19 protein-coding genes and 1 riboswitch are annotated in these 20,788 nt (G+C 71.6%); of the genes, 12 read left to right on the forward strand and 7 right to left on the reverse strand.

What is annotated here, in order from left to right; translation table 11 throughout:
- The first annotated feature begins 27 nt into the window (after positions 1–27).
- The gene (gene radA / locus AKJ08_RS13120; protein WP_050726479.1) at positions 28–1,422 is read left to right on the forward strand and encodes a DNA repair protein RadA; all 1,395 of its coding nucleotides are present in this window, start codon (positions 28–30) and stop codon (positions 1,420–1,422) included.
- 15 nt (positions 1,423–1,437) lie between these two features.
- Here the strand turns inward: radA and AKJ08_RS13125 are convergent, their stop codons facing one another.
- The 4 genes from AKJ08_RS13125 to AKJ08_RS13140 form a co-directional block, all read right to left on the reverse strand.
- Positions 1,438–1,965, reverse strand: coding sequence for a hypothetical protein (locus AKJ08_RS13125; RefSeq protein WP_157370667.1), 528 nt, complete (start codon positions 1,963–1,965; stop codon positions 1,438–1,440).
- A gap of 144 nt (positions 1,966–2,109) precedes the next feature.
- A complete protein-coding gene (locus AKJ08_RS13130; RefSeq protein WP_050726481.1) occupies positions 2,110–2,316 on the reverse strand; it encodes a DUF1059 domain-containing protein in 207 nt (68 codons plus the stop codon).
- Positions 2,317–2,381: 65 nt separating this feature from the next.
- A complete protein-coding gene (gene glpK, locus AKJ08_RS13135; RefSeq protein ID WP_050726482.1) occupies positions 2,382–3,866 on the reverse strand; it encodes a glycerol kinase GlpK in 1,485 nt (494 codons plus the stop codon).
- A complete protein-coding gene (locus tag AKJ08_RS13140; RefSeq protein WP_050726483.1) occupies positions 3,838–4,632 on the reverse strand; it encodes an alpha/beta hydrolase in 795 nt (264 codons plus the stop codon). Before AKJ08_RS13140 ends, glpK begins: the two co-directional genes overlap by 29 nt.
- Before the next feature lie 105 nt (positions 4,633–4,737).
- Here AKJ08_RS13140 and AKJ08_RS13145 point away from each other — a divergent pair, with 105 nt between their 5' ends.
- From AKJ08_RS13145 to AKJ08_RS13195, 11 genes are all read left to right on the forward strand, one after another.
- Positions 4,738–5,034: a DUF3467 domain-containing protein gene (locus tag AKJ08_RS13145; RefSeq protein ID WP_050726484.1), complete on the forward strand. Its 297-nt coding sequence runs from the start codon at positions 4,738–4,740 to the stop codon at positions 5,032–5,034.
- 164 nt (positions 5,035–5,198) lie between these two features.
- On the forward strand, positions 5,199–5,492 hold the full coding sequence (locus AKJ08_RS13150; RefSeq protein ID WP_157370668.1) for a hypothetical protein: 294 nt from the start codon (positions 5,199–5,201) through the stop codon (positions 5,490–5,492).
- A 5-nt stretch (positions 5,493–5,497) separates the two neighbouring features.
- Positions 5,498–5,950, forward strand: coding sequence for a ComEA family DNA-binding protein (locus AKJ08_RS13155; RefSeq protein ID WP_050726485.1), 453 nt, complete (start codon positions 5,498–5,500; stop codon positions 5,948–5,950).
- Between the two features lie 191 nt (positions 5,951–6,141).
- A riboswitch (cobalamin riboswitch) is annotated at positions 6,142–6,358 on the forward strand.
- A 156-nt stretch (positions 6,359–6,514) separates the two neighbouring features.
- Positions 6,515–8,596 carry a TonB-dependent receptor gene (locus tag AKJ08_RS13160; protein WP_169788823.1) on the forward strand — a complete coding sequence of 694 codons (2,082 nt, stop codon included), beginning with the start codon at positions 6,515–6,517 and terminating at the stop codon, positions 8,594–8,596.
- Positions 8,597–8,605: 9 nt separating this feature from the next.
- Positions 8,606–10,102 (forward strand): hypothetical protein, encoded by a 1,497-nt coding sequence (locus AKJ08_RS13165; protein WP_050726487.1) that lies wholly within the window; start codon positions 8,606–8,608, stop codon positions 10,100–10,102.
- Position 10,103: 1 nt separating this feature from the next.
- A complete protein-coding gene (locus AKJ08_RS13170; RefSeq protein ID WP_082343151.1) occupies positions 10,104–11,051 on the forward strand; it encodes an ABC transporter substrate-binding protein in 948 nt (315 codons plus the stop codon).
- Positions 11,044–12,090, forward strand: a complete 1,047-nt coding sequence (locus AKJ08_RS13175) for a FecCD family ABC transporter permease (RefSeq protein ID WP_240475337.1) — start codon at positions 11,044–11,046, stop codon at positions 12,088–12,090. The genes AKJ08_RS13170 and AKJ08_RS13175 overlap by 8 nt, the downstream gene beginning before the upstream one ends.
- A 151-nt stretch (positions 12,091–12,241) precedes the next feature.
- On the forward strand, positions 12,242–13,882 hold the full coding sequence (locus AKJ08_RS20435; RefSeq protein WP_050726488.1) for an adenylate/guanylate cyclase domain-containing protein: 1,641 nt from the start codon (positions 12,242–12,244) through the stop codon (positions 13,880–13,882).
- A complete protein-coding gene (locus AKJ08_RS13185) occupies positions 13,879–16,146 on the forward strand; it encodes a serine/threonine-protein kinase (RefSeq protein WP_050726489.1) in 2,268 nt (755 codons plus the stop codon). The genes AKJ08_RS20435 and AKJ08_RS13185 overlap by 4 nt, the downstream gene beginning before the upstream one ends.
- A 115-nt stretch (positions 16,147–16,261) precedes the next feature.
- Positions 16,262–17,314, forward strand: a complete 1,053-nt coding sequence (locus AKJ08_RS13190) for a PEGA domain-containing protein (protein ID WP_157370669.1) — start codon at positions 16,262–16,264, stop codon at positions 17,312–17,314.
- On the forward strand, positions 17,311–18,195 hold the full coding sequence (locus AKJ08_RS13195) for an ABC transporter ATP-binding protein (protein ID WP_082343153.1): 885 nt from the start codon (positions 17,311–17,313) through the stop codon (positions 18,193–18,195). Before AKJ08_RS13190 ends, AKJ08_RS13195 begins: the two co-directional genes overlap by 4 nt.
- Positions 18,196–18,218: 23 nt before the next feature.
- Here AKJ08_RS13195 and AKJ08_RS19385 read toward each other — a convergent pair whose 3' ends face one another.
- The 3 genes from AKJ08_RS19385 to dtd all read right to left on the reverse strand — a co-directional run bounded on the left by AKJ08_RS19385 (position 18,219) and on the right by dtd (position 20,700).
- A complete protein-coding gene (locus tag AKJ08_RS19385) occupies positions 18,219–18,752 on the reverse strand; it encodes an energy transducer TonB (RefSeq protein ID WP_157370670.1) in 534 nt (177 codons plus the stop codon).
- A gap of 438 nt (positions 18,753–19,190) precedes the next feature.
- On the reverse strand, positions 19,191–20,108 hold the full coding sequence (locus AKJ08_RS13205; RefSeq protein WP_050726492.1) for a saccharopine dehydrogenase NADP-binding domain-containing protein: 918 nt from the start codon (positions 20,106–20,108) through the stop codon (positions 19,191–19,193).
- A gap of 142 nt (positions 20,109–20,250) precedes the next feature.
- Positions 20,251–20,700: a D-aminoacyl-tRNA deacylase gene (gene dtd / locus AKJ08_RS13210; protein ID WP_050727580.1), complete on the reverse strand. Its 450-nt coding sequence runs from the start codon at positions 20,698–20,700 to the stop codon at positions 20,251–20,253.
- Positions 20,701–20,788 lie beyond the last annotated feature (88 nt).

Raw genomic sequence — 20,788 nt, forward strand, 5'->3', positions numbered from 1 at the left:
GAGCTCCACGCCCGGGGGGAGGAGCCGATGGCGAAGAAGCGCACCGAGTTCGTCTGCCAGGCCTGCGGGCATCGCTCGATCAAGTGGCTGGGCCAATGCCCCTCGTGCAAGGCATGGAGCAGCCTCTCCGAGGAGGTCGCCGAAGCCCGCGGCGGCGAGGTCAGGCCCGCGTGGGGCGCCGGCGGCACCGGCCTCGCCCCTACTCCGATCCGCGCCATCGAGGGCGACGAGGCCGCCCGGATCCGGACCGGCATCGCCGAGCTCGACCGCGTCCTCGGCGGCGGCGTCGTGCCCGGAGCCCTGATCCTCCTGGGCGGCGACCCCGGCATCGGCAAGTCGACCCTCCTCCTCGCCGCCCTCGACCGGCTGGCGAGCTCGGGAGGCGGGCGCCCCGTGCTCTACGTCTCCGGCGAGGAGTCCCTGCGGCAGACCAAGCTCAGGGGGGATCGCCTCGGCGCCTCCTCCGAAAATCTCCTCCTCCTCGCCGAGACCGACGCGGAGCGGGTCCTCGCACAGGCCGAGAAGCTCGCGCCGCTCGCCCTGGCGGTCGACTCCATCCAGACCCTCTTCCTCCCCGAGCTCGGGAGCGCCCCCGGAACCGTCTCCCAGGTCCGGGAGGTCGCCGGTCGCCTGATGGCCTTCGCCAAGCGGACCGACACGCCGACCTTCATCGTCGGCCACGTCACCAAGGACGGCTCCATCGCCGGGCCGCGGATCCTCGAGCACATGGTCGACACGGTGCTCTACTTCGAGGGCGAGGCGAGCCACACCTTCCGCGTGCTGCGCGCGCACAAGAACCGCTTCGGCTCCACCAACGAGATCGGCGTCTTCGAGATGCGCTCGTCGGGCCTCTCGGAGGTCGCCGATCCTTCCGCCCTCTTCCTCGCCGAGCGGCCCGTGGGCCAGCCCGGCTCCGTGGTCACGCCCACCGTGTCCGGCACCAGGCCCCTGCTCGTCGAGGTGCAGGCCCTGGTCGCCCCGACCCAGTACGGCACCGGCCAGCGCAAGAGCATCGGCGTCGATCCGAACCGCGTGGCGCTCCTCGCCGCGGTCCTCGAGCGCAAGCTCGGGCTCTCCTTCGGGCCTTGCGACATCTTCGTGAACGTCGCCGGCGGGGTCGAGCTCGACGAGCCCGCCGCCGACCTCGCGGTCTGCGCCGCCCTCGTCTCCTCCCGCGTAAATGTCGCCGTCCCCGCCTCTGCCGTCTTCTTCGGCGAAGTGGGCCTCGCAGGCGAGGTGCGCGCGGTCACCGCTGGCGATATCCGCCTGGCGGAGGCGTCGAAGATGGGCTTCTCCAGCGCCTATCTACCGGCCACGAACCTGCGCCGCCTCGAGGCGCCGGAGCTCCCGCTGGTCGGCGTCTCGTCGGTGCGCGAGCTCCTCGAGGCGCTCTTCCCCGACCTCCAGCTCCAGGCGTCCTGACGTCCCTGGAGACGCTCAGAAGCAGCGGGCTGCGGTGTTGAAGCTGCCGCTCGTGACGCTCGTTCCGCTGATCGTGTTGGGAAAGAGAACGGAGAACGAGCCCTGGAGGACGTTCTCGTCGTTCAGTCCGAGGAGGGCCACGGAGCCGTCGATCGCCTGCTGGGTGAAGAGCGCGTTGCCCTGGACGATGCCGAAGAACGCGCCCGCCGTCCTCGGGGCGTTGCAGGTGACCTCCACCGGGAAGGTCCCTGCGTCGATGGCCGAGGTCTCGATGAACACCACCCGCGCTCCCTCCGGGGCAATCTGGGTGCAGGGGTCGGTCACGCCCTCCCAGATCGCGATGGTGACGGCCTGCCGGTTCGGGTCGCAATGGAAGGCGCCACCGAACTGCCACCCCACGAAGGTCGGGTGGAAGGCCTGGCCGTTGATCGGCGCCGGCGGGTTCGTGACCGTCGCCGTTCCCTCCGGCAGGTGGTTGGTACGCTTGTTGGGGCCCATGTTGATGTCGCACCCTGCGCCGAAGAGAACGAAGACGAGCACCATCCATGAACGCAGCAGCCCCATGCGATCAGGCTGGCAATCGCCGATCGATCCATGAGCCCCCTGGATGCGTATTCGACGCGCCCGCTCGGAGCGTCCCTCGGGGAGGCAACCGGTCCAACGCGATTGGCGCGCTCCGGCGGGATCTCAGGGATGCGCGGCCTGCTCCATCTGTGGCGCGTTCTTGAACGAGGATCGCAGCATCTTGCGGAGCTCCGGGGAATCACGGTGCCCGTGGACCTGGATGGCGTGCTGGGTCGCGGCCTTCAGCAGCTCCTCCTCTTCACCCATCATCGTCAGGGTGCAACCGCTCACGCTCTTCTGATCCCTGCAGTCGATCATCTTGCGCGCCATGGCTGTGTCCTCCGGGTCCCAAGAAGACCGCCAAGGCGACGTCGCCGCAATGCACCTTCGGGGGCCTAAGCTTTCGCGACTGCAGTACGCCAGCGCTCGAGGAGCCCCGCGCGGTCGGAGGCCCGCATCTTCGGCGAGAAGCGGCGATCGGTCTTCCACACCCTGCGGATCGACCGTTTCGAGCGCCAGATCCCGATCGCCAGCCCCGCCAGGAGCGCCGCGCCCAGGGCCGTGGTCTCGACCATCTTCGGGCGCACCACGGGGCGGCCGAGGAGGTCGGCCTGGAGCTGCAGCAGCAGATCGTTCGCGCAGGCGCCGCCGTCCACGGCGAAGGTCTCGATCTTCCTCTCCGCGTCCCGCTCCATCGCGTCGGCCAGATCGCGGATCTCGAGGGCGATCCCCTCGAGCACGGCGCGGGCGATGTGCGCCTTCGTCGTGCCGCGGTGGATGCCCGTGAGGATGCCGCGGGCCTCCGGCCGCCAATACGGCGCGCCGAGCCCGGCGAGGGCCGGGACGAAGACGACGCCGCCCGAGTCGCTCACGCTCGCGGCGAGGGGCTCGATGTCCGCGGCCTTCCGGATCATGCAGAGGCCGTCGCGGACCCACTGGACCGCCGCCCCCGCCACGAAGCTCGAGCCCTCCAGGGCGAAGGCGGTCTCCCCTCCCCCGAGCTTCCACGCCACCGACGTCAGGAGCCCCTCGCGGGAGACCACGGGCCGGTCGCCGACGTTCATGAGGAGGAAGGCCCCGGTCCCGTAGGTACACTTCGAGTCACCGACGTCGAAACACATCTGCCCGAAGAGCGCCGCCTGCTGATCCCCCGCGATCCCCGCGATCGGGATCCCGTCCGGAAGCACCTTCACGCCCTTCGTCAGCCCCACGATCTCCGACGAGGCTCGGATCTCCGGGAGCACCGCTGCCGGCACGCCGAAGAGCTCGAGGAGCTCCTCGTCCCAGTCCAGCGTCGACAGATCCATGAGCAACGTACGGCTCGCGTTCGTCGCGTCGGTGACGTGCACCTCGCCGGCCGTGAGCCGGTTTACGAGGAACGAATCGATCGTGCCGAACGCGAGCTCGCCCCGCTTCGCGCGGGCCCGCGCGCCCTTCACCTTCGCGAGCATCCACTCGACCTTGGTCGCCGAGAAGTACGGATCGAGGACGAGCCCGGTCTTGCGGCGGACCATCTCCTCGTGCCCCGCGCCTCGAAGCTCGCGGCAGCGATCGGCCGTGCGACGGTCCTGCCAGACGATGGCCCGCGACACGGGCGCGCCGCTCTTCCGATCCCAGAGCGCCGAGGTCTCGCGCTGGTTGGTGATGCCGATCGCGGCGATTCGACTGGCGTGGATCCCGCCCTTGCGAAGGGCGTCCCGGATCGCACGCCGGACGCTCTCCCAGATCTCGTCGAGGTCGTGCTCTACCTGCCCCGGCTTGGGAAAGTACTGGGGAAACTCGCGGCTCGCTCGCGCCTTCACCTCGAGCGACTCGTCGAGCACCAGCACCGTCGTCGCCGTGGTTCCCTGATCAATCGCGAGGATGCAGTCCTTCGCCATCGTCCCTCCCCGATATCTGCCCGAAGAAGCCGGCGACCTCGGTCGCCACCGTCAGGCGATCATAGTCGAGCGCGAGCTGGTGCGCGGAGCGCGGGAGCACCACGAGCCGCGCAGGGCCGGAGCCGATCCGCTCCGCCGCCACCCGGGCCGCGCTCCTCGGCACCACCCGGTCGTGCGCGCCCCAGAGCACGATCGCGGGAGTCTCCACCCCGGGCAGCGCCTCATGAGCGCCGCGGATCACGCGGTCGAGCGTGGACGCGGCAGACGTCGGGATCCGCGGCGGACCAGGGATCACGACGTTCCGATCCTGGATGTCGCCCGCGCCCTTCGAGACCCACGGCCAGAGCCTCGTCGCCCACCTCTGCCGGAAGATCGATCGATAGAGCTGCGACGAGCCATGGAGCGAGAGCGCAGGCGCGAGGAGCGCGAGTCCGGCGATCGATCGGCCGCGCCCTGAGGCGAGCCGGATCGCCAGCGCGCCGCCCATGGAGAAGCCGACCACGAAGAGGCGCTTGCAGCCCGCCGCGCGCAGGCCCTCGAGCGCCTCGTCTGCGACCGCGAGCCACTCGTTCTCGCCCACGTGAGCGAGGCGCTCCCAGTCGCGTCCGTGTCCGGGGAGGAGCGGGCACAGGCAGCGGAAGCCTCCCTCAGCGAGCGCCTCGGCGAGCGGCCGGAGCTCGAAGGGAGAGCCGCTGAAACCGTGGAGGAGGAGGACCCCGTCATCCCCCTCGCCGAGCGAGAACGGATCGGTGGAAAATTCGTTCACGCGATGCCTTCTTCGTTGAGGCGCATCCTACGACCGGTAGCAGAACCAGGGTTTGACATCCAATCGGGCGCGCGCGTTACTGGCCGAAAGACGCCGGGAGATCCGATGAGCGACAAGCCGACCAACCACGATGCCCAGCAGCTCGAGATCCAGATCGACGAGGACACCGCCCAGGGGGTCTACGCGAACCTCGCGACCGTAACCCACAACCCCACCGAGTTCGTCCTCGACTTCATCTACGTCCAGCCGCAGCAGCCCAAGGCCAAGGTCCGCTCCCGCGTGATCACCTCGCCGCTCCACCTCAAGCGGCTGCTCCTCGCGCTCCAGGAGAACGTGGCGCGCTACGAGAAGCGCTTCGGCCCGATCGAGGGCGGCGGCGAGCCCGACCTGCCGGTGCACTGAGTTTCTTCAACTCGGGAGGGTCCGCGCGACGGGCCCGGGGGCGCGCCGGACGCTCTCCCATCTGCCGGGTTTTCGGTCTCTAGCGGCGATATCGGCAGCGGCACGCTCCTCGCAAATCGCACCTCGACCTCGGAATGAACCGGGGCACGCAATCGAGGTGTGAAATGGATCTCAACACGAAGAAGAAGTGGGCGGTCTACACGATCCGCGAGCGCCAGGGGCTCGAGAAGCCGTACTGGATGCGGGTCGGCGTCGCCTTCATGAACCGGGACGGCTCGTTCAACCTCCACCTCGACGCGACGCCCCTCGACGGCAAGCTCCAGATGCGGGAGTGGCGCGAGGAGGCGGCCCTCAGCCCCTCCGCGCCGTCCGGAGAGATCATGGGCGTGGCCGAGGGGAAGCGGTCGCGGTCGAACGGCAAGGCCCAGGCGGAAGCCGAGGCCGCCGTCCCCTTCTAGCGGCCATGACGAACCGATTCGTGGGATGGCTGCCCCTCGCGGCAGCCATCGCCATTGCCCTCGCGCCGGGCGCTTCGAGCGCGAAGGGCAAGAACCCCCGCACCCTCCACGGCACGGTCAACGTGAACACGGCGACGGCCGAGCAGCTCGCGCTCCTCCCCGGCGTGGGCGCCGCCGTCGCCCAGCGGATCGTCGAGGCCCGCGCGGAGAAGCCCTTCGAGCGCACCTGGGAGCTAACCCGGGTCAAGGGCATCGGCCCCAAGCTCTTCCGCAAGCTGCAGGATCGGCTCAAGGTCTCCGGCGAGACCGATCTGCGCTGGGACGAGCCGCCGCGCGCAACGAAGCGCACGCGCAAGCTGCGCCGAGGGCCTCGGATCATCACGTTCCAACAGACCGCTCCGGCGGCGCTCTTCGTGGGCCCGCCGCTCCCGCAAACACCGGCGTCGCGGCGCAACTGAGCGTGTCCGCTTCGCTCCGGGAAACGCAGGGAACGAACCGCAAAGCGAGTTCGCGCGACGCGCGGCTTAAGGAAACGGCCCCGCTCGAGAGGGGCCGTTTCTTTCACACCCTCGCCGCCCGCCAGGATGCGCCCCTGGAGGGCGGCCCTCGGGCCCCCTTGACGTAGGCGCGGGCCGACGTCTAGGTTGCGCGCCGAACGGAAGCCGTGGGTGCCTCGCTGTCGCGAGGAAAAAGGGAAGCCGGTGTGAATCCGGCGCGGTCCCGCCACTGTAACCGGGTCGTGGTGCCCCCAATGCAGCGGTCACTCTCCCTCGCGTGGGAGGGGAAGGCCGGGGGCACCGCGGATGCGCCACCTGGCGTCATCCGCGCCCGGGAGCCAGGAGACCTGCCCATCGGTGCAAAGCGAGCGCGCTCGTTCCCGGATGCGGTGGTCGCACCGGCGCGCGCTCGAGGCGGCCAGTGTTTCGGGCCGCCCCCGCGAATCCCCGCGCGCGATGGGGAACGCGAGGTCGTGGATGTCTGCCGGATCGCCGAGCGGATGGGCTCTCGCCCTCGTTCTCGGCATGTCCACATCGCTGATCGCCTTCCCCCTCGTGGCGCACGCGCGCGACGACGGCGCAGCCGTGGCCGATTCGGCGCCCGAAGCCACTTCCAGCGTCGAAACTACCAGCGGATCCGAGCCCACTCTCATTTCTGCAGCCGATTCCGCGCAGGCTCCCGCCGGAACCGCCGACGACGCACCGGCTTCCGCCCGGGGCGCAGCGGCACCCGGTATCGAGCTCGACGAGATCGAGGTGCGCGGTGAGCGCCCCGCCCGGGCCCGTTCGATGCCTTCGCCGGACGAGGGCTCCACCTCCTTCGGGACCGTGATCGAGGCCGGCGACTTCGCCGGGCAGCGCCTCGAGACCGCGGAGCTGCTGCTGCAGGCGCCGGGGACACGGGTCCGGAGGACGCCCGCCGGCGCGACGCTGATGCTCCGCGGCACCTCGGCGGACCAGACCCTCGTTTTCCTGGACGGGATCCGGCTGAACACGTCGGTGGGCGGCGGCGTCGATCTGCGCACGCTTCCCCAGGGCCTCATCGATCGGATCACGGTGCTACGCGGGAACGAGGGTGCGCGCTACGGCGCCGGCGCCCTCGGCGGGGTCGCCTTGATCTCCACCGCCGCGCCGGAAGGGGGCGACGCAAAGGGGAGCTTCTCGCTCTCGGGCGGATCGTTCGGGACCTACGGCCTCGACGCTTCGGTGACCGGCGGGAGCGCGAAGCTCCAGGGGATCGCGGCCCTCTCGCTGCAGCAGAGCGCAGGCGACTTCCCCGCGCCCTTCAACCCCACGCCGTCGAACCCCAACGCCGAGCTCCAGCGCGAGATCGTCTCGAACAACGACTCCAAGAGCGCAGGCCTCCTGCTCAAGGGCTCGGCTCGGGTCGGCGCCACGAGGCTCCACGCCCTGACGCAGGGGTCCGTCGGCGAGCGCGGGATCCCGGGGACGCTCTACTGGCGCGACACCCAGCGGCGCGGCGAGAGGCGTCTGCTCGCGGCGCTGCGCGCGGAGCCGGCCGAGCGCGGCGACCACGCGGTCTTCGGTGGACTCGAGCTGCGCCACGACGAGATCGCGGTCTGGGGAGGCGATATCCGCGGGGTGACCGCCCAGCCCTCCACCGACGAGCCGGGCACGCCCTGGCAGCGCGAGAACGCTCTCGATGCCACGGTCGGCGCCGAGACCGCGCCGCTGTCGTGGACGCTGATCCGCGTGGAGGCCCGCGCCGGCGGCGAGTGGCTCGACTCGCCGTATCGGGACGCGGTCTCCCGCGAGCGCCTCGCCGCCAGCGTCGCCGACGAGCTCTACCTGGGCCGCGTCGTCACCATCGCGCCGTCGGTCCGCTACGACCGCATCGGCGCTTTCGACGGCCTCTCGCCCAAGCTCGGCGTCTCGCTCCGCCCGCTCCGCTTCCTCGAGCTCCGGGGCAACGCCGGCCGCACCTTCCGCGCGCCGAGCATCGGCGAGCTCTACCTGGAGCAGGGACCCCTCAAGGCGAACCCCGGGCTGCGGCCGGAGCACGGCTACACCGTGGACGGCGGCGCCGTCGTCCGGACGAGCCGCCTGCTCGTGCAGGTCTCCGCCTTCTACTCGCGGGTCACGGACCTGATCTCGTACGAGGTGGTGAGCAACGGGATCAGCAAGCCGTTCAACTTCCTGGAGGCGGAGGTGACGGGCGGCGAGGCGGAGGCGGCGGGCACGCCCCTCCCCTGGCTCACGCTCTCGGCGAGCTACAGCCTGGCGCGTACCCGGAACCTGCGCGACGACCCCCGCTTCTTCGGCAAGGAGCTCCCCTTCCGGCCCTCGCAGCGGCTCCAGGGACGCGCCGCGGCCGGGCCCGACGGCTACGAGGCCTTCGTCGAGGGGAGCTGGCAGTCCGCGCAGTTCGTGAACCGGTCCAACGCCGGCGAGCTCCCCTCCCAGCTCTCCTTTCGCGCCGGGGGCGGGGCCCGCCTCTGGCACGGCAGCTACGACGGCTGGCTCTCGGGCCAGATCGAGAACGCCTTCGACACGGAGCTGGTCGACCAGCTCGGCTTCCCCCAGCCCGGAAGGGCCTTCTTCCTCACGCTCCGCGTCGTCCCGTTCGGCGCCGCGGGCTCCACCTAGAAAGATTCGATGAACACTTCGACCCGAACGCTCTTTTTCCTTTCGGCGCTGGCCGCGGCCCTGGCCGTCGCCGGCTGCTCCGACGGCGCCGCGGTTTGCAAGGCGCCGGACCTGGTCTGCGGCGACACCTGCGTGGACCCCAACGTCGATCCGAACAACTGCGGCGGTTGCGGCATCGCCTGCGGCGGAAACTTCGTCTGCTCCGATGGCGCCTGCGTCTGCCCGTCGGGTAAGACCGACTGCGAGGGCCGCTGCGTGGACACGCGGAGCGACTCGCGGAACTGCGGCGGCTGCGGCGTCGTCTGCGAGGCCGGCACCTTCTGCCTCGACGGCGCCTGCGGCTGCAGCGGCGACGACTGCGCCTGCGATGGCGACGACTGCGCCTGCGAAGGCGACGACTGTGGCTGCCCGGGCGAGATCTGCGGCGACGTCTGCACCAACACCTCGTCCGACGAGCTCAACTGCGGTGGCTGCGGGATCGCCTGCGGCAACGGCCAGCACTGCCTCGCCGGGATCTGCGCGAGCGGCAACCTCTACGCGGCGTGCTTCCACACCGGCCAGGTGGTCCCCTTCCTCAAGGACACGAACCAGCGCAGCGGCGGCGTCGCCCAGGGGATCGGTGGGCCGCAGAGCCTGGCGCTCCTCGGCGATCGCTACGTCGTTTCGGTTGGATCCAGCGACTCGAAACTCTACGTCTTCGACCGTGCGACGATGCACCTGATGAGCTCGATGCTCCTCGCCGAGACCGGGAGCCAGATGCCCGACCAGGTGATCATGAAGGGGAACCGCGCCGTCGTCGTGAACTCCGGCGTGAACACCGTGCAGGTGGTCGATCTCTCGAACCCGGCAGCGCCGAAGAGCGTGTACGAGGTCTCGACCGGCGAGGGCACCAACCCGATCGCCGCCGCCTTCGACGAGAAGGGCACGCTCTGGGTGACGCTCTGGCTCACGGGCGAGGTGATCCCGGTGGAGCTCGGCCAGAACGCCGGCGTCGCCGGCACGCCGATCGCGCTGCCGAAGCCGGAGGGCAACGCCTTCCCGTCGGGCGTCGCCGTCGTCGGCGACACGGTCTACGCCGCGCTCAACAACTTGGGCGGCGACTGGAACCCGGCGGGCAACGGCCGCCTCGCCACCGTCTCGATCGCGACCGGAGAGACCGGCATGATCGACCTCGGCCCCACCTGCACCAACGCGGGCTTCGCCGTCGTGGACGGCCACAAGGTCCTCGTCGCCTGCACCGGGACCTACGGACAGGCCAACGGCGAGGTGGCGGTCTACGACACCGACGCCGGCACGGTGGAGCACCTGCCCACCGGCGGCGCGCCGGCGCGGCTCTCGGTCGATCCCCACAAGCCCGGCTTCTTCTACGTCGCCGACTCCGCCGGCCTGAGCTACCTCGCCTTCGACGCGGACAAGGAGATGGCGGCGATCCAGGCTTGCGTCGAGTTCTGCCCGTGGGACGAAGTGTCCTGCGAGTTCGTCGCCGACGTCCTCGTGGCGCCCTGAGATGAAGAGCGATCCCGCCATCCTGCCTCGAATCCCCGGGGACTCGCCTCGCGGGCTCCCGATCCGCACCTTCGGACTCGAGGCGATCCGGGTGGCGGCGATCGCCCTCGCCTTGCTCTTCGCGGCCTTCATTCCGACGAAGGCCGCGCGCGCGGACGAGCCCTACCGGCTCGGTGAGCCGGGGCGCGCAAAGCCCGTGCGCGTCGTCACCCTCGCCCCGTCGATCACCGAGATCGCCCTCGATCTCGGCGAAGGCGGGGCGCTCGTGGGCGTCTCCCGCTACGACGACGCCCCCGAGGTCGCGGCGCTGCCGCGGGTGGGCGGCTTCGTGGATCCGGCGCCGGAAGCGATTCTGGCCCTGAAGCCGGATCTCCTCGTGGTGCAGCCGGCGCCAGGAAATCGCGGGCCGGTGGAGCGCCTCGCACAGCTGGGCGTGCCGGTGCTCGTGCTCCCGCTCCACACCGTGGACGAGGTGCTGGCCTCGGTGCGCGCCCTCGGGGCCGCGCTGGGCTCTCCCGAGAAGGGGGAGGCCCTCGCGCGGCGGATCGTCTCGGACCTGGACGAGGTCCGCGCGAAGGCGGCGCGCCTCCCTCGCAAGCGCGCGCTGATCGTCTACGGCTGGCAGCCGCTGGTCGTCGCCGGCCCCGGCTCCTTCGCCGACGCGCTCCTGACAGCGGCAGGCGGAGAGAACGTGGCCGCCCGCGCGTCCGGCGCGTATCCCACCCTCTCCGCGGAGGCGGCCCTCGCCGCCGATCCCGAGGTGGTCGTGGACGCATCGGGAGGCCACGGCGCCGGCGCTCCCCTCCCCGGCCTCTCGGCCCGGATCGGCCGTCCGCGGTCATCCGCGCTCTTCCGCCCGGGGCCGCGCATGATGGAGGCCGCCCGGGAGCTCTTCCGCCTGCTCCACGGCGATGCGCTCCCCGGCGCGAAGGATCCGCAGCGTGGCTGACTCGCCGCTCGGGATTCCGATGCACGCCAACGGGCGGTTCTCGCCCGCGCGGCTGGCGGTGGCCCTCGCCGTGCTCTCGGCGATCTCGGCGGCCGCCTTCGTAGCAGGCGCGCTCTTCGGCGCCGAAAAGGTCGACCTCACGTCGGCCCTCTCGCAGCCCGACTCCCTGGACGGGCGAATCCTCTTCGGCCTGCGCCTCCCTCGGCTGGTGCTGGCGGCGATCGCGGGCGCCGGCCTCTCGGCAGCCGGCGCCGCCTACCAGGGCCTCCTCCGCAATCCGCTGGCGGATCCCTTCGTCCTCGGTGTCTCCGGAGGCGCGGCCCTGGGCGGCACCCTCGCGCTGGCTGCGAGCGGCCTGATCGCGGCGATGGGAATCGCTTCCGGCGTCTGGGTCTCGGGGACGGCCTTCTTCGGCGCGATGCTCGCCACCTGGCTCGCGTTCGCCGCCGGGCGGACCGAAGGAGGCCTCGACGCCACCCGCACCCTCCTCGCGGGCGTGATCTTCAACAGCTTCGCCGCCGCCGGGATCACGCTGCTCAAGACCGCCGTTTCCCCCGAGAAGGCGCAGGAGCTCCTCTTCTGGCTCACGGGCTCCCTCGGATACGAGTCCTGGTCCACCCTGGCCGCGGCCGCCGCGGCGACGGGCGTGTCGATCGCGGTCCTCGTCCGCCAATCCCACGCCCTGAACCTCCTCGTCCTCGGGGACGACGGCGCCGCCGCCCTCGGCGTCGAGGTGGCTCGCGTCCGGCTCTCCGTCTTCCTCGCGGCCTCGCTCGCGGTGGCGGTGGCGGTCTCGCTCACCGGCCTGGTCGCCTTCGTCGGCCTGATCGTTCCTCACCTCGCGCGCCTCGCCCTCGGCCCCGACCAGCGCCTGCTGGTGCCGGCATCCGCGCTGGGAGGCGCCGCCTTCCTGCTCGCGGCGGACCTCGGGGCCCGGCTCCTCTTCGTTCCGCTGGGCACCGAGCTGCCAGCTGGAGCGCTCACGGCGCTCGCCGGCGGCCCCTTCTTTCTCCTGCTGCTGAGGCGCAAGACGACGTGAGCTGTCGTCTTCTTTGACACGCTACGCACCTGCTCCTACGATCCCGGCGTTCACGAGTCGATAGCGCGCTGGTCCGTCCGAACGGCCCGACCTACACGCGCAAACCCCCTGCCGAGAGATGCGACTTCGGCAAAGAGGACCGGGATCTCGGATGTGGCAGATCGTCCTCAACGGCCCGGGCTACCTCGACGCCCGCTACGAGCTGCCGATCGGCGAGACCCGGCTCGGCCGCGCGTGGGACAACGACATCGTGCTCACGGGGGATCTGGTCTCGCGGCACCACGCTCGCCTCGTCGTCGAGGGAGGCTCGCTCCGCCTCCTGGATCCCGGCTCCCGGAACGGTACCTTCCTGAACGGACGCCCTGCCGGCAGCTCCAGCGAGGTCCGCGCCGGCGATCGGATCGAGATCGGCGCCTACCGCATCTTCGTCGAGGCGCTGCACCTCCTGTCGGGAGCGACCACGGTGGTGCTGCGGCGCCGGCTCGAGGAGATGCCCGCCCTCGCAAGGCTGGAGGAGGCACGCCATCTCCGCGGGAGCGAAGCGCTCCTGGCGACGGTGGAGATCGAGTCCCTCGCCCTCCTCTCGCAGGTGTCGGAGAGGCTCGCGAACGCGCCGACCCTCGGAGTCTTCCTCGCCGACGTCGCACAGCTGGTCCTGGACGTCGCCGGCGCCTCGACGGTCGCGATCCTGCTGCGGCAGGACGGCTCGACCTCCGACGGCGCAGTTACCTTGAGTGACGGAAGATGCTACAAGCCCGCCGCGATCCGGCACACGGGCGATCTCACCGCGGGCGAGGTCCCGATCAGCCGGACCATCGTGGAGCAGTGTGTGGTCGAGCGTGTGGCGATGTGCGTGGCGGACGCAGGGATGGATCCACGCTTTGCCGATCGCGAGAGCGTGCTCCTCCACGAGGTCCGCCAAGCGATCTGCGCGCCGCTCGTGCGCGGCGACGAGGTGGTGGGCGCGCTCTACGTGAACCGCCGGGGCGAGGAGGAGGAGCTCTCCCGCCTGGTGGAGTCCCTCACCGCCATCGCCCATCTCGCGGCGTCGGGCATCGAGCGGCAGGCCCTGCGCGAGCGGGCCGAGCAGGAGACCCGGGCTCGCCGCAGGCTGGAGCGCTTCCTCGCGCCGGAGATCCTCGATCAGGTCGAGGCCCTCGGCGACGAGGGGCTCCGGATGGAGGAGCGGGTCGCCACCGTGGTCTTCGCCGACATCTCGGGCTTCACGAGCCTGGCGGAGCAGGTGGAGGCGCGCCGCCTGGTGGCGCTGCTCGACGCCTTCTACCGTCGGATGGCCGCGATCGTCTTCGAGCACCGCGGCACGGTCGACAAGTTCATCGGCGACGCGGTGATGGCGATCTTCGGCGCCCCCTGCTCGCGGGAGGACGACGCCGAGCTCGCCCTCTCCGCCGCGCTGGAGATGCGCGCCGCCTTCGACGAGCTGATGTCTGCCTGGCCCCGCGAGGAGCGCCGGGCCCTCAAGGTGGGCCTCGCCACCGGCCCTCTCCTGGCGGGCACGGTGGGCGGTGATCGCCTGGACTACACGGCCGTGGGCGACACCGTGAACGTGGCCTCGCGCCTGGTGGCCGCCGCGGAACCGGGGCAGATCCTCGCCTCGGGCGCCACGATCGAAGCGGGCGGCGGTGCGTTCCAGACCGTGGCGCTCGGCGAGCGCACCCTGCGCGGCCGCCGGCTCCAGGTGTCGATCTTCGAGCTCGCGGGACGAGTCGATCCCGCGCACAACACGAGAGAAGCGCGTGCCGTCACCGTGGCCCGCGGAGGCGCCGCATGAGCGTCCCCGAAAGCAGCCCGCGGCTGGGCCTGCGCCCGTTCACGCCCACCTCGTTCGGGCGGTTCACCCTGCTCTCGCCGCTGGCGGCGGGAGGCATGGGCGAGATCTTCCTCGCGCGATCGACCTTCCAGGGCGGCCTCGACAAGCTCTGCGTGATCAAGAAGGTCCTCCCGCAGCTCGCGAAGGATCCCGAGTTCGTCGAGCGCTTCCAGGACGAGGCGCGCACGCTGATCCAGCTCCAGCACGGCTCGATCGCCCAGGTCTACGACACGGGCGTCTTCGACGGCGACTACTGGATCGCCCTCGAGTTCGTGGACGGCAAGGATCTGCGCAGGCTCCTGCAGCGGGTGCGCTCGAGCGACGGGCGGATCCCGGTGGTGCTCGCGCTCTACATCACGTCGAAGGTCCTCGAGGCCCTCGCCTACGCGCACCGCAAGAAGGACGAGAACGGCCACGACCTCGGCCTCGTGCACCGCGACGTCTCGCCGCAGAACATCCTCGTCTCGTACGATGGCGAGGTGAAGGTGATCGACTTCGGCCTCGCGCGGTCGAAGCTCACCATGGGGCGCAACCAGCCGCAGGTGGTGCTGGGCAAGCTCTACTACATGCCCCCCGAGCAGGCGCGCGGCGAGGCGGTGGACCGGCGATCGGATCTCTACGCCGTCGGGATCGTGCTCTACGAGCTCCTCTCCGGGCGCAACCCCTTCGAGGACGAGAGCGCGGAGCCGCTGATCTCGCGGGTGCGGAAGCCGAAGATCACGCCGATCGAGCAGGTGGTGCAGGGCCTGCCGGCGCCGGTCTGCGACGTGGTGTTCAAGGCCCTCGCGCCGGATCCGGCGGAGCGCTTCGCCACCGCCGAGCAGATGCGGGCGCGGGTGGCGGCCTGCCTCGCCGAGATCGCCCCCGACGCCGGTCCCGAGAAGCTCGCTTCGTATGTGGCGACGCTCTTCGCCGAGGAGCACGAGCGGGAGCGCTCTCTCATCGCACGGCTGATGCAGAGGGGAGAGGCCGGCAGAATCACCTTCGACGCGCCGGTCCTGGAGACCTCGGACGAGACCCGGCTCCTCGACGACGCGGCGCCGGGCTTCGGCACAGAGGCCGCGGGAGCGCCTCGTTCCCGGCAGGAAGGCCGGCATCTTCGGGCCGTCACCGCGCGCTTCGACGCGGGCTCGCCGGAGCCCGAGCCCGGGATCGGCGACGCGGCGTACGCGCCGGAGGGTTCGGCGGGACCGTTCGACCAGGCTCCCCACCTCTCTACCGCGACCCTCGTGGGACAGCCCGGCGCCGATCTCCCTTGGGAGCGAAAGCCCAGCGCCACGCGCCTCGCGCCGGCGCGCATTCATCGGGCCGGGACGGGCTCCGAGCCCGTTCCTTCGGCAGCGTCGGGCTCCCGTAAGCGCGACGCGCTGAACTCCAAGGCCGGCGAGCAGAAGGTCGCGGTGGCGGCGTCGCCGACGGTATCCGGACGTGAGCCCGCAATAGCCGGAAAGCCTACGCGGCGTATCCCGGTCGTGGCCATCCTGGCGGTCCTGCTCGTCGCCGGCGGCGGCTCGGTCTTCGTGCTCGGGCGAACGCCTCGAGGCGTCGAGGGGGTCGAAGGCCGCTCCGCGCCGAACGCTGCCATCGTGCGTGGCGGCGATCCGCGAAATGGCGACGCGCCGGCTGCCGGTGCTGACGGCGCGGCGAAACCCGCGCCCCGAGGCGGAGAAGCGGTGGCCGAAGGCGCACCCGAGAACGCGCCTCGAGCCGGAGATGCCGTTGCCGATGCCGAACCTGGGAACGCGATCCACGCGGACGACGCCCTCGCGGCCGCCGGCGCCAACAAGGCAGGGTCCCGAGGCGCAGGGACTCGGCGGAAGTCTCCCGCGGCAGGTCCCGCCGCTCGAGTTGGCGGAGCGACCGGAGCCGCGTCGAGCGCCCTCGCCTCTACCGCGGCCGCGCCCGTAGGGAGCGGCCCTGCCTCCCCGGCGCCGGACATCTCGCGGACCGACGCGCCGACCCGTGGAGCGCCGCCGCCGGCCACTGCCCAGGCAGCCCGGAAGCGGATCCTCGAGCTCCGCCACGCCGCGATGCAGGATCGCTTCGACGGCCTGGTCCGGAGGTACGGCGCCGACCGGCTCGGAAACATCGTCGTCGGGCTCAAGCGCGCGCTCGACGGCAGCTTCGCCCGCTTCATCGAGACGCCGGAGCAGTACGACCTGCTCGAACGCCAGCTCGGCGAGCTTGAGCGAATCCTCGACGAGCGGGAGGCGGCGATTCGTTGACCGCCGCCATCCCCTCGCGGTCCGGGCCGGTTCATGGTAGCGGCAAGGAAGTCGCGCTCGGGTGGAGCCCTCCGGTCGGGGAAGAGCGACGCGGAACGTGCAGCGGGAGACGCCCTTGAGTAGACACCACCTGCCGAACATCGCGGAGACGGGCCTCATCGTCTCCGCATCCCGTGCCGGGCGCGTTCGCTTCGCGGCGGCCAGCGCGCTGTCGGTCCTCTTCGCCCTCGCCACGGCCTCTCCGGCCAGCGCCGCCCCCGTCGTTCGGGAGCGCGCCGCCGTCGTGGTCACGCAGGCGATCGGCGTTGGCACGCTGGCCGACCGCCTGGGCAACATCGCCGCCGATCTCGTGGCCGCCGGCCCGATGAACGCGATCGCCCCCGGCGAGGCGATCCGCCTCCTGCGCGCCAAGGGCGGCCCGGATCCGATGAGCTGCGGCACCGAGCGAGCCTGCCTCGCCGACGCCGCGAGAGTCCTCGGCGTGCGCTGGCTGATCACGGTGGGGATCGGCAGCTTCGGACAGATGTACAGCCTCGAGCTCGGCGCTCTCGACCTCGCGGCGGACGCGCCGCCGGCCACCACCTCCGCGACCTATGCAGCGCCGGGACCGGAGTGGGAGCAGGCCGTCCGCGAGCGCCTCGGCAAGGTGCTCCCTCCCGCGCTACTCGCCCCTCCCTCGAAGCTGGTGGTTACGAGCGAGATCCACGGCGCGGAGCTCTACGTGGATGGCGCGCGGATCGCGACCACGCCGGTGGACGGGCCGATCGTCGTCGCCGCCGGCCCGCGGGTCGTCGAGCTGCGCAAGGACGGCTACCTCCCGTCCCGCACGCGGGTCGAAGCCGTCTCCGGCTCCCAGCATCCGGTCGACCTTCGCCTCCTGCCTGCATCGTCTCCCTCCCACGGCGGATCGCTGCGGACCTGGAGCTACGTGGCGGGCGGCGGTGCAGCGGCCGCGCTCGTCGGCGCCATCGCCTTCCACGCCACCGCGTCGAGCACCATGGACGAGGCTCGGCTGCGCAAGGACCAGGGGCTCCCCTTCGCCGACCGGCGCTCCGACGCGCTCTCGCAGGTCGGCACCGCCCGGGTCCTCTACGGAGTGGCCGGCGCCGCCCTCGCCGGGGCCGTCGTGCTCTGGTTCCTCGACGAGCCGGCCGCGGCGACTCGATGAGCCGCTCCCAGGGCGTGCTCGGTCCCGACTCGCGCCCGGGGGGCGACGAGGCGCACGACACACATGGGAACCCGTGTTCCGACGCGCCCCCGTCGTTGGAGGCACGTGGGCTCGAGATCGACCTGGGCGGCCCGGCCCCCGTGTTGCACGGCGTGGATCTCGAGCTGCGCCGCGGCGAGCTCCTGGGGCTCCTCGGCCCGAACGGCGCGGGAAAGAGCACGCTGGCCCGTGCGCTCGCCGGGCTGATCCCCGCTGCGCGCGGCACGATCCGCATCGAGGGCGCGGATGCGCGGACGCTCGGGCGGAGGGAGATCGCCCGGAAGGTCGCGTGGCTCCCGCAGGATCTGCCATCCGGCCTGCCCTTCACCGCCGCCGAGGTGGTGCTCATGGGCCGCCGGCCGCACCTGAGCGGCGCGCTGGGCCTGGACGGTCCCATCGATCGCGATGCGGCAGCCGCCGCCCTCGCGAAGGTCGACGCCGCACACCTCGCCTCGCGGCCCCTGGACGCGCTCTCCGGCGGAGAGCGGCGCCGGATCCTGCTGGCCAAGCTCCTCGCCCAGGCGGCCCCAATCTGGATCCTCGACGAGCCCACGGCGCACCTGGACCTCGCACACCAGCACTCGACCCTCGCCCTCGCCAGGGCCCACGCCGACGCAGGCGGATCGGTGCTCTGCGTGCTGCACGATCTCACCCACGCGGCGCAGGCATGCGACCGCGTCGCCGTGCTCTCGGCCGGGAGGATCGTGGCCGTGGGTCCGCCTGCGGAGGTCCTGCAGCCGGCGCTGCTGACCGGGATCTTCCACGTGCCGTTCGTGACGATCCGCCACCCCGAGACCGGCGAGGCCACGGTGGTCCCCGATCCACGCTTGCGCGCCAGGTGACGGCGCCGCGAGGGATGGATCGCCTAAGGTAGCGAGAACCGGATCGGCAGCGACGAGATGCAGCCGGCCGGAGCCGGAAGCGGCGCTGCGCCCTTCAGCACGCACTCGATGGCGGCCTGGTCGAGGAGCTCCGATCCGCTCCTCCGCACCAAACGGATCGCCGCCGGACCACCGGCCTCGTCGATACAGAAGGCGAGCGAGACGACCCCTTCGATGGATCGCCTCTCGGCGGCGCGTGGATAGCATCGCGCCGCCCGGCTCCGAAGGTGGGCCTCGAGAGCGCCATAGTCCATCTGGCCGATTGCGCCTCGGCCGCCTCCGGCCGCGCCTGCGCCAGGTCCGCCACCGATCGACGCGCCGTGTCCCGAGCCCGCGGGACCTCCCGCCCCCCGGCCATCGGACGCGGTTCCGCCGCTCACCGAGAGCGAGTTCGATTCGCCGAGGCTGGCTCCGTCCAAGGCAATCCCTTCATTCTTCGCGGTCACGCCGGCGTGCTCGCCGTCCTGGGTCGGGACCGGCGCGTCGTCCGCGGGAGCCGGCGGGCTGCTAGGGGCCACTTCAGGCTCTGTGACCGGCAACGAAGCGCCGGTTCCGCTGGAGCGGATCGTGTCGCCCCGAGCGTCGGATATCGGCCTGGCGACCGGGGATGCCGCGGGTCCGGGCGACGCGTCCCTCTGGCGGTCCGCAATCGCCGACCGGGTGGATCGTTCGACGCCGTCGCCACTTCCCTCCCAGCCCGCAATCGTCTCGAAGTCGATCGGCACCCCGGTCGAAACGGCTCGAGATGGGATGCGCCGCGGCTCGCTGCCTCGTCCAGACCACACCAGCGCGACGATCGCGGCGTGGACAATCGCGCTCAGGGCGAACGCAAGCAGGAGGCGGCGGCTCACGGCGCGCAAGCTAACCCGCAGCCTGCCACAGATCCAACGCGCGTGCGCGCTGCTCCGAAGGTCCGCTCCGAGCGTATGAAGAAATCGGTCCCGCAGAAGCGCGGGCTACGTCCCGACCGGGCCCTTCGCCATTCCCGCGAGGACCTCGTCGAGCGCGGTCGGCGCGAGGCCGAACGTGCGCTCCGTGGCCGACGAGTCCACGACGAACGGGTGCTCGAACTGGTACCAGGTGGTCCGCAGCTCGCGGAAGAGCGGAGACGCGAGGCCCGCGGTCCACAGCACGCCATATGGGATCGCCGTGAGCTTGGGCGGCGGCGCGCCGACGGCCTTTGCCAGACGCTCGGCGAGCTGGCGCATCGTCAGTGGTGGGTGCGTGGGGACCAGCCAGGCCTTGCCCCAGGCGCGCTCGTCGGTCGCAACGGCGACGAGCGTCCGCGCCACGTCGCGGATCGAGGTCCAGCTGTGCGGCACGTCGAGCGGCGACGGGACGAAGGCGCGCTTCCCGGCGAGCAGCGGCTGCGCGACCGCAAGGCTGAAGACGGAGTTGGCCTCGGGGTAGTCGCTCCCGCGGACCTCTGTGGCGCGGACCCGCCCCGCCCGATGCGCGGCGAGGGCGTCACGCCAGATGTCTGCGCGGAGCTTCAGCTTGGGGTGCGTGGCCGCCAGGGGCGTCTCGTTCGTGATCGGCCCCTGGACGCGCCCGTGGCCGTACAGGTTGCTGGCCGTCGCGAGGACCGCGCCGCTGCGCTCCGCCGCGGCCAGGAGCGAGGACGCGAGGGGAGGCCAGTCGGTGAGCCAGCGGTGGTACTGCGGGCTGGCGCAGTTGAAGAGGGTCGAGGCGCCGCGGACGAGCGACGCCAACTTCTCCGCATCGGCTGCGTCGGCGGCGATCCGCTCGACGGACGGATGCGCAAGGCCCGTCCCGTGGCGGGTGACGACGCGCACCTGGTCCCCGCGCTCGACCAGGAGCCTTGCGACGCCGGCGCCCACGGGGCCCGCGCCGACGATCACGTGAAGCGACATAGAACGGATCCTCCTTCGCCTTGGTCACGCTAAACCCTCTCGATGGCGATTCGATGACAAGGCGGCATTTCCTCCATTGCGTGGTCCGTGCACCTGTGGAAACGCCAAGATGTCCGCCTGTGCGTGAACTCTCCACGAGCTCTCAGAACGCCTTGCGCGTATCGAGGAGGATCGTCACCGGCCCGTCGTTGACGAGCTCGACCTCCATCGAGGCGCGAAAACGTCCCGTCTCCACGCGGGCGCCGAGCTCTCGGCAGCGCGCGCAGAAGCGCTCAAAGAGCTCGTTCGCCCGAGCCGGCTCCATCGCGTCGACGAAGCTCGGGCGCTTGCCCTTTCGCACGTCGCCGAGGAGGGTGAACTGGGAGACGGCCAGGATCGAGCCGCCGGACTCCAGCAGGCCGAGGTTCATCTTCCCGCCCTCGTCCTCGAAGATGCGGAGCCCCACGACCTTCTCCGCGAGGAGATCCGCGTCGGGCTCCGAGTCCCCGCCGGCGACGCCGACGAGCACACAGGAGCCGGCGTCGATCCGCCCAATGAGCTCCTCGCCGACCCGGACCTGCGCCCTCGTCACCCGCTGCACCACCGCCCGCATCCCTGCTGCCTCCACGCCCCAACGAACGGCGGGCTCGCTCGAGACGACCTTCGCCCCCCAAGAGGAGGGAGCCGCCCTGCCTTCCGCC

Source organism: Vulgatibacter incomptus (assembly GCF_001263175.1).
GTDB classification, from domain to species: domain Bacteria; phylum Myxococcota; class Myxococcia; order Myxococcales; family Vulgatibacteraceae; genus Vulgatibacter; species Vulgatibacter incomptus.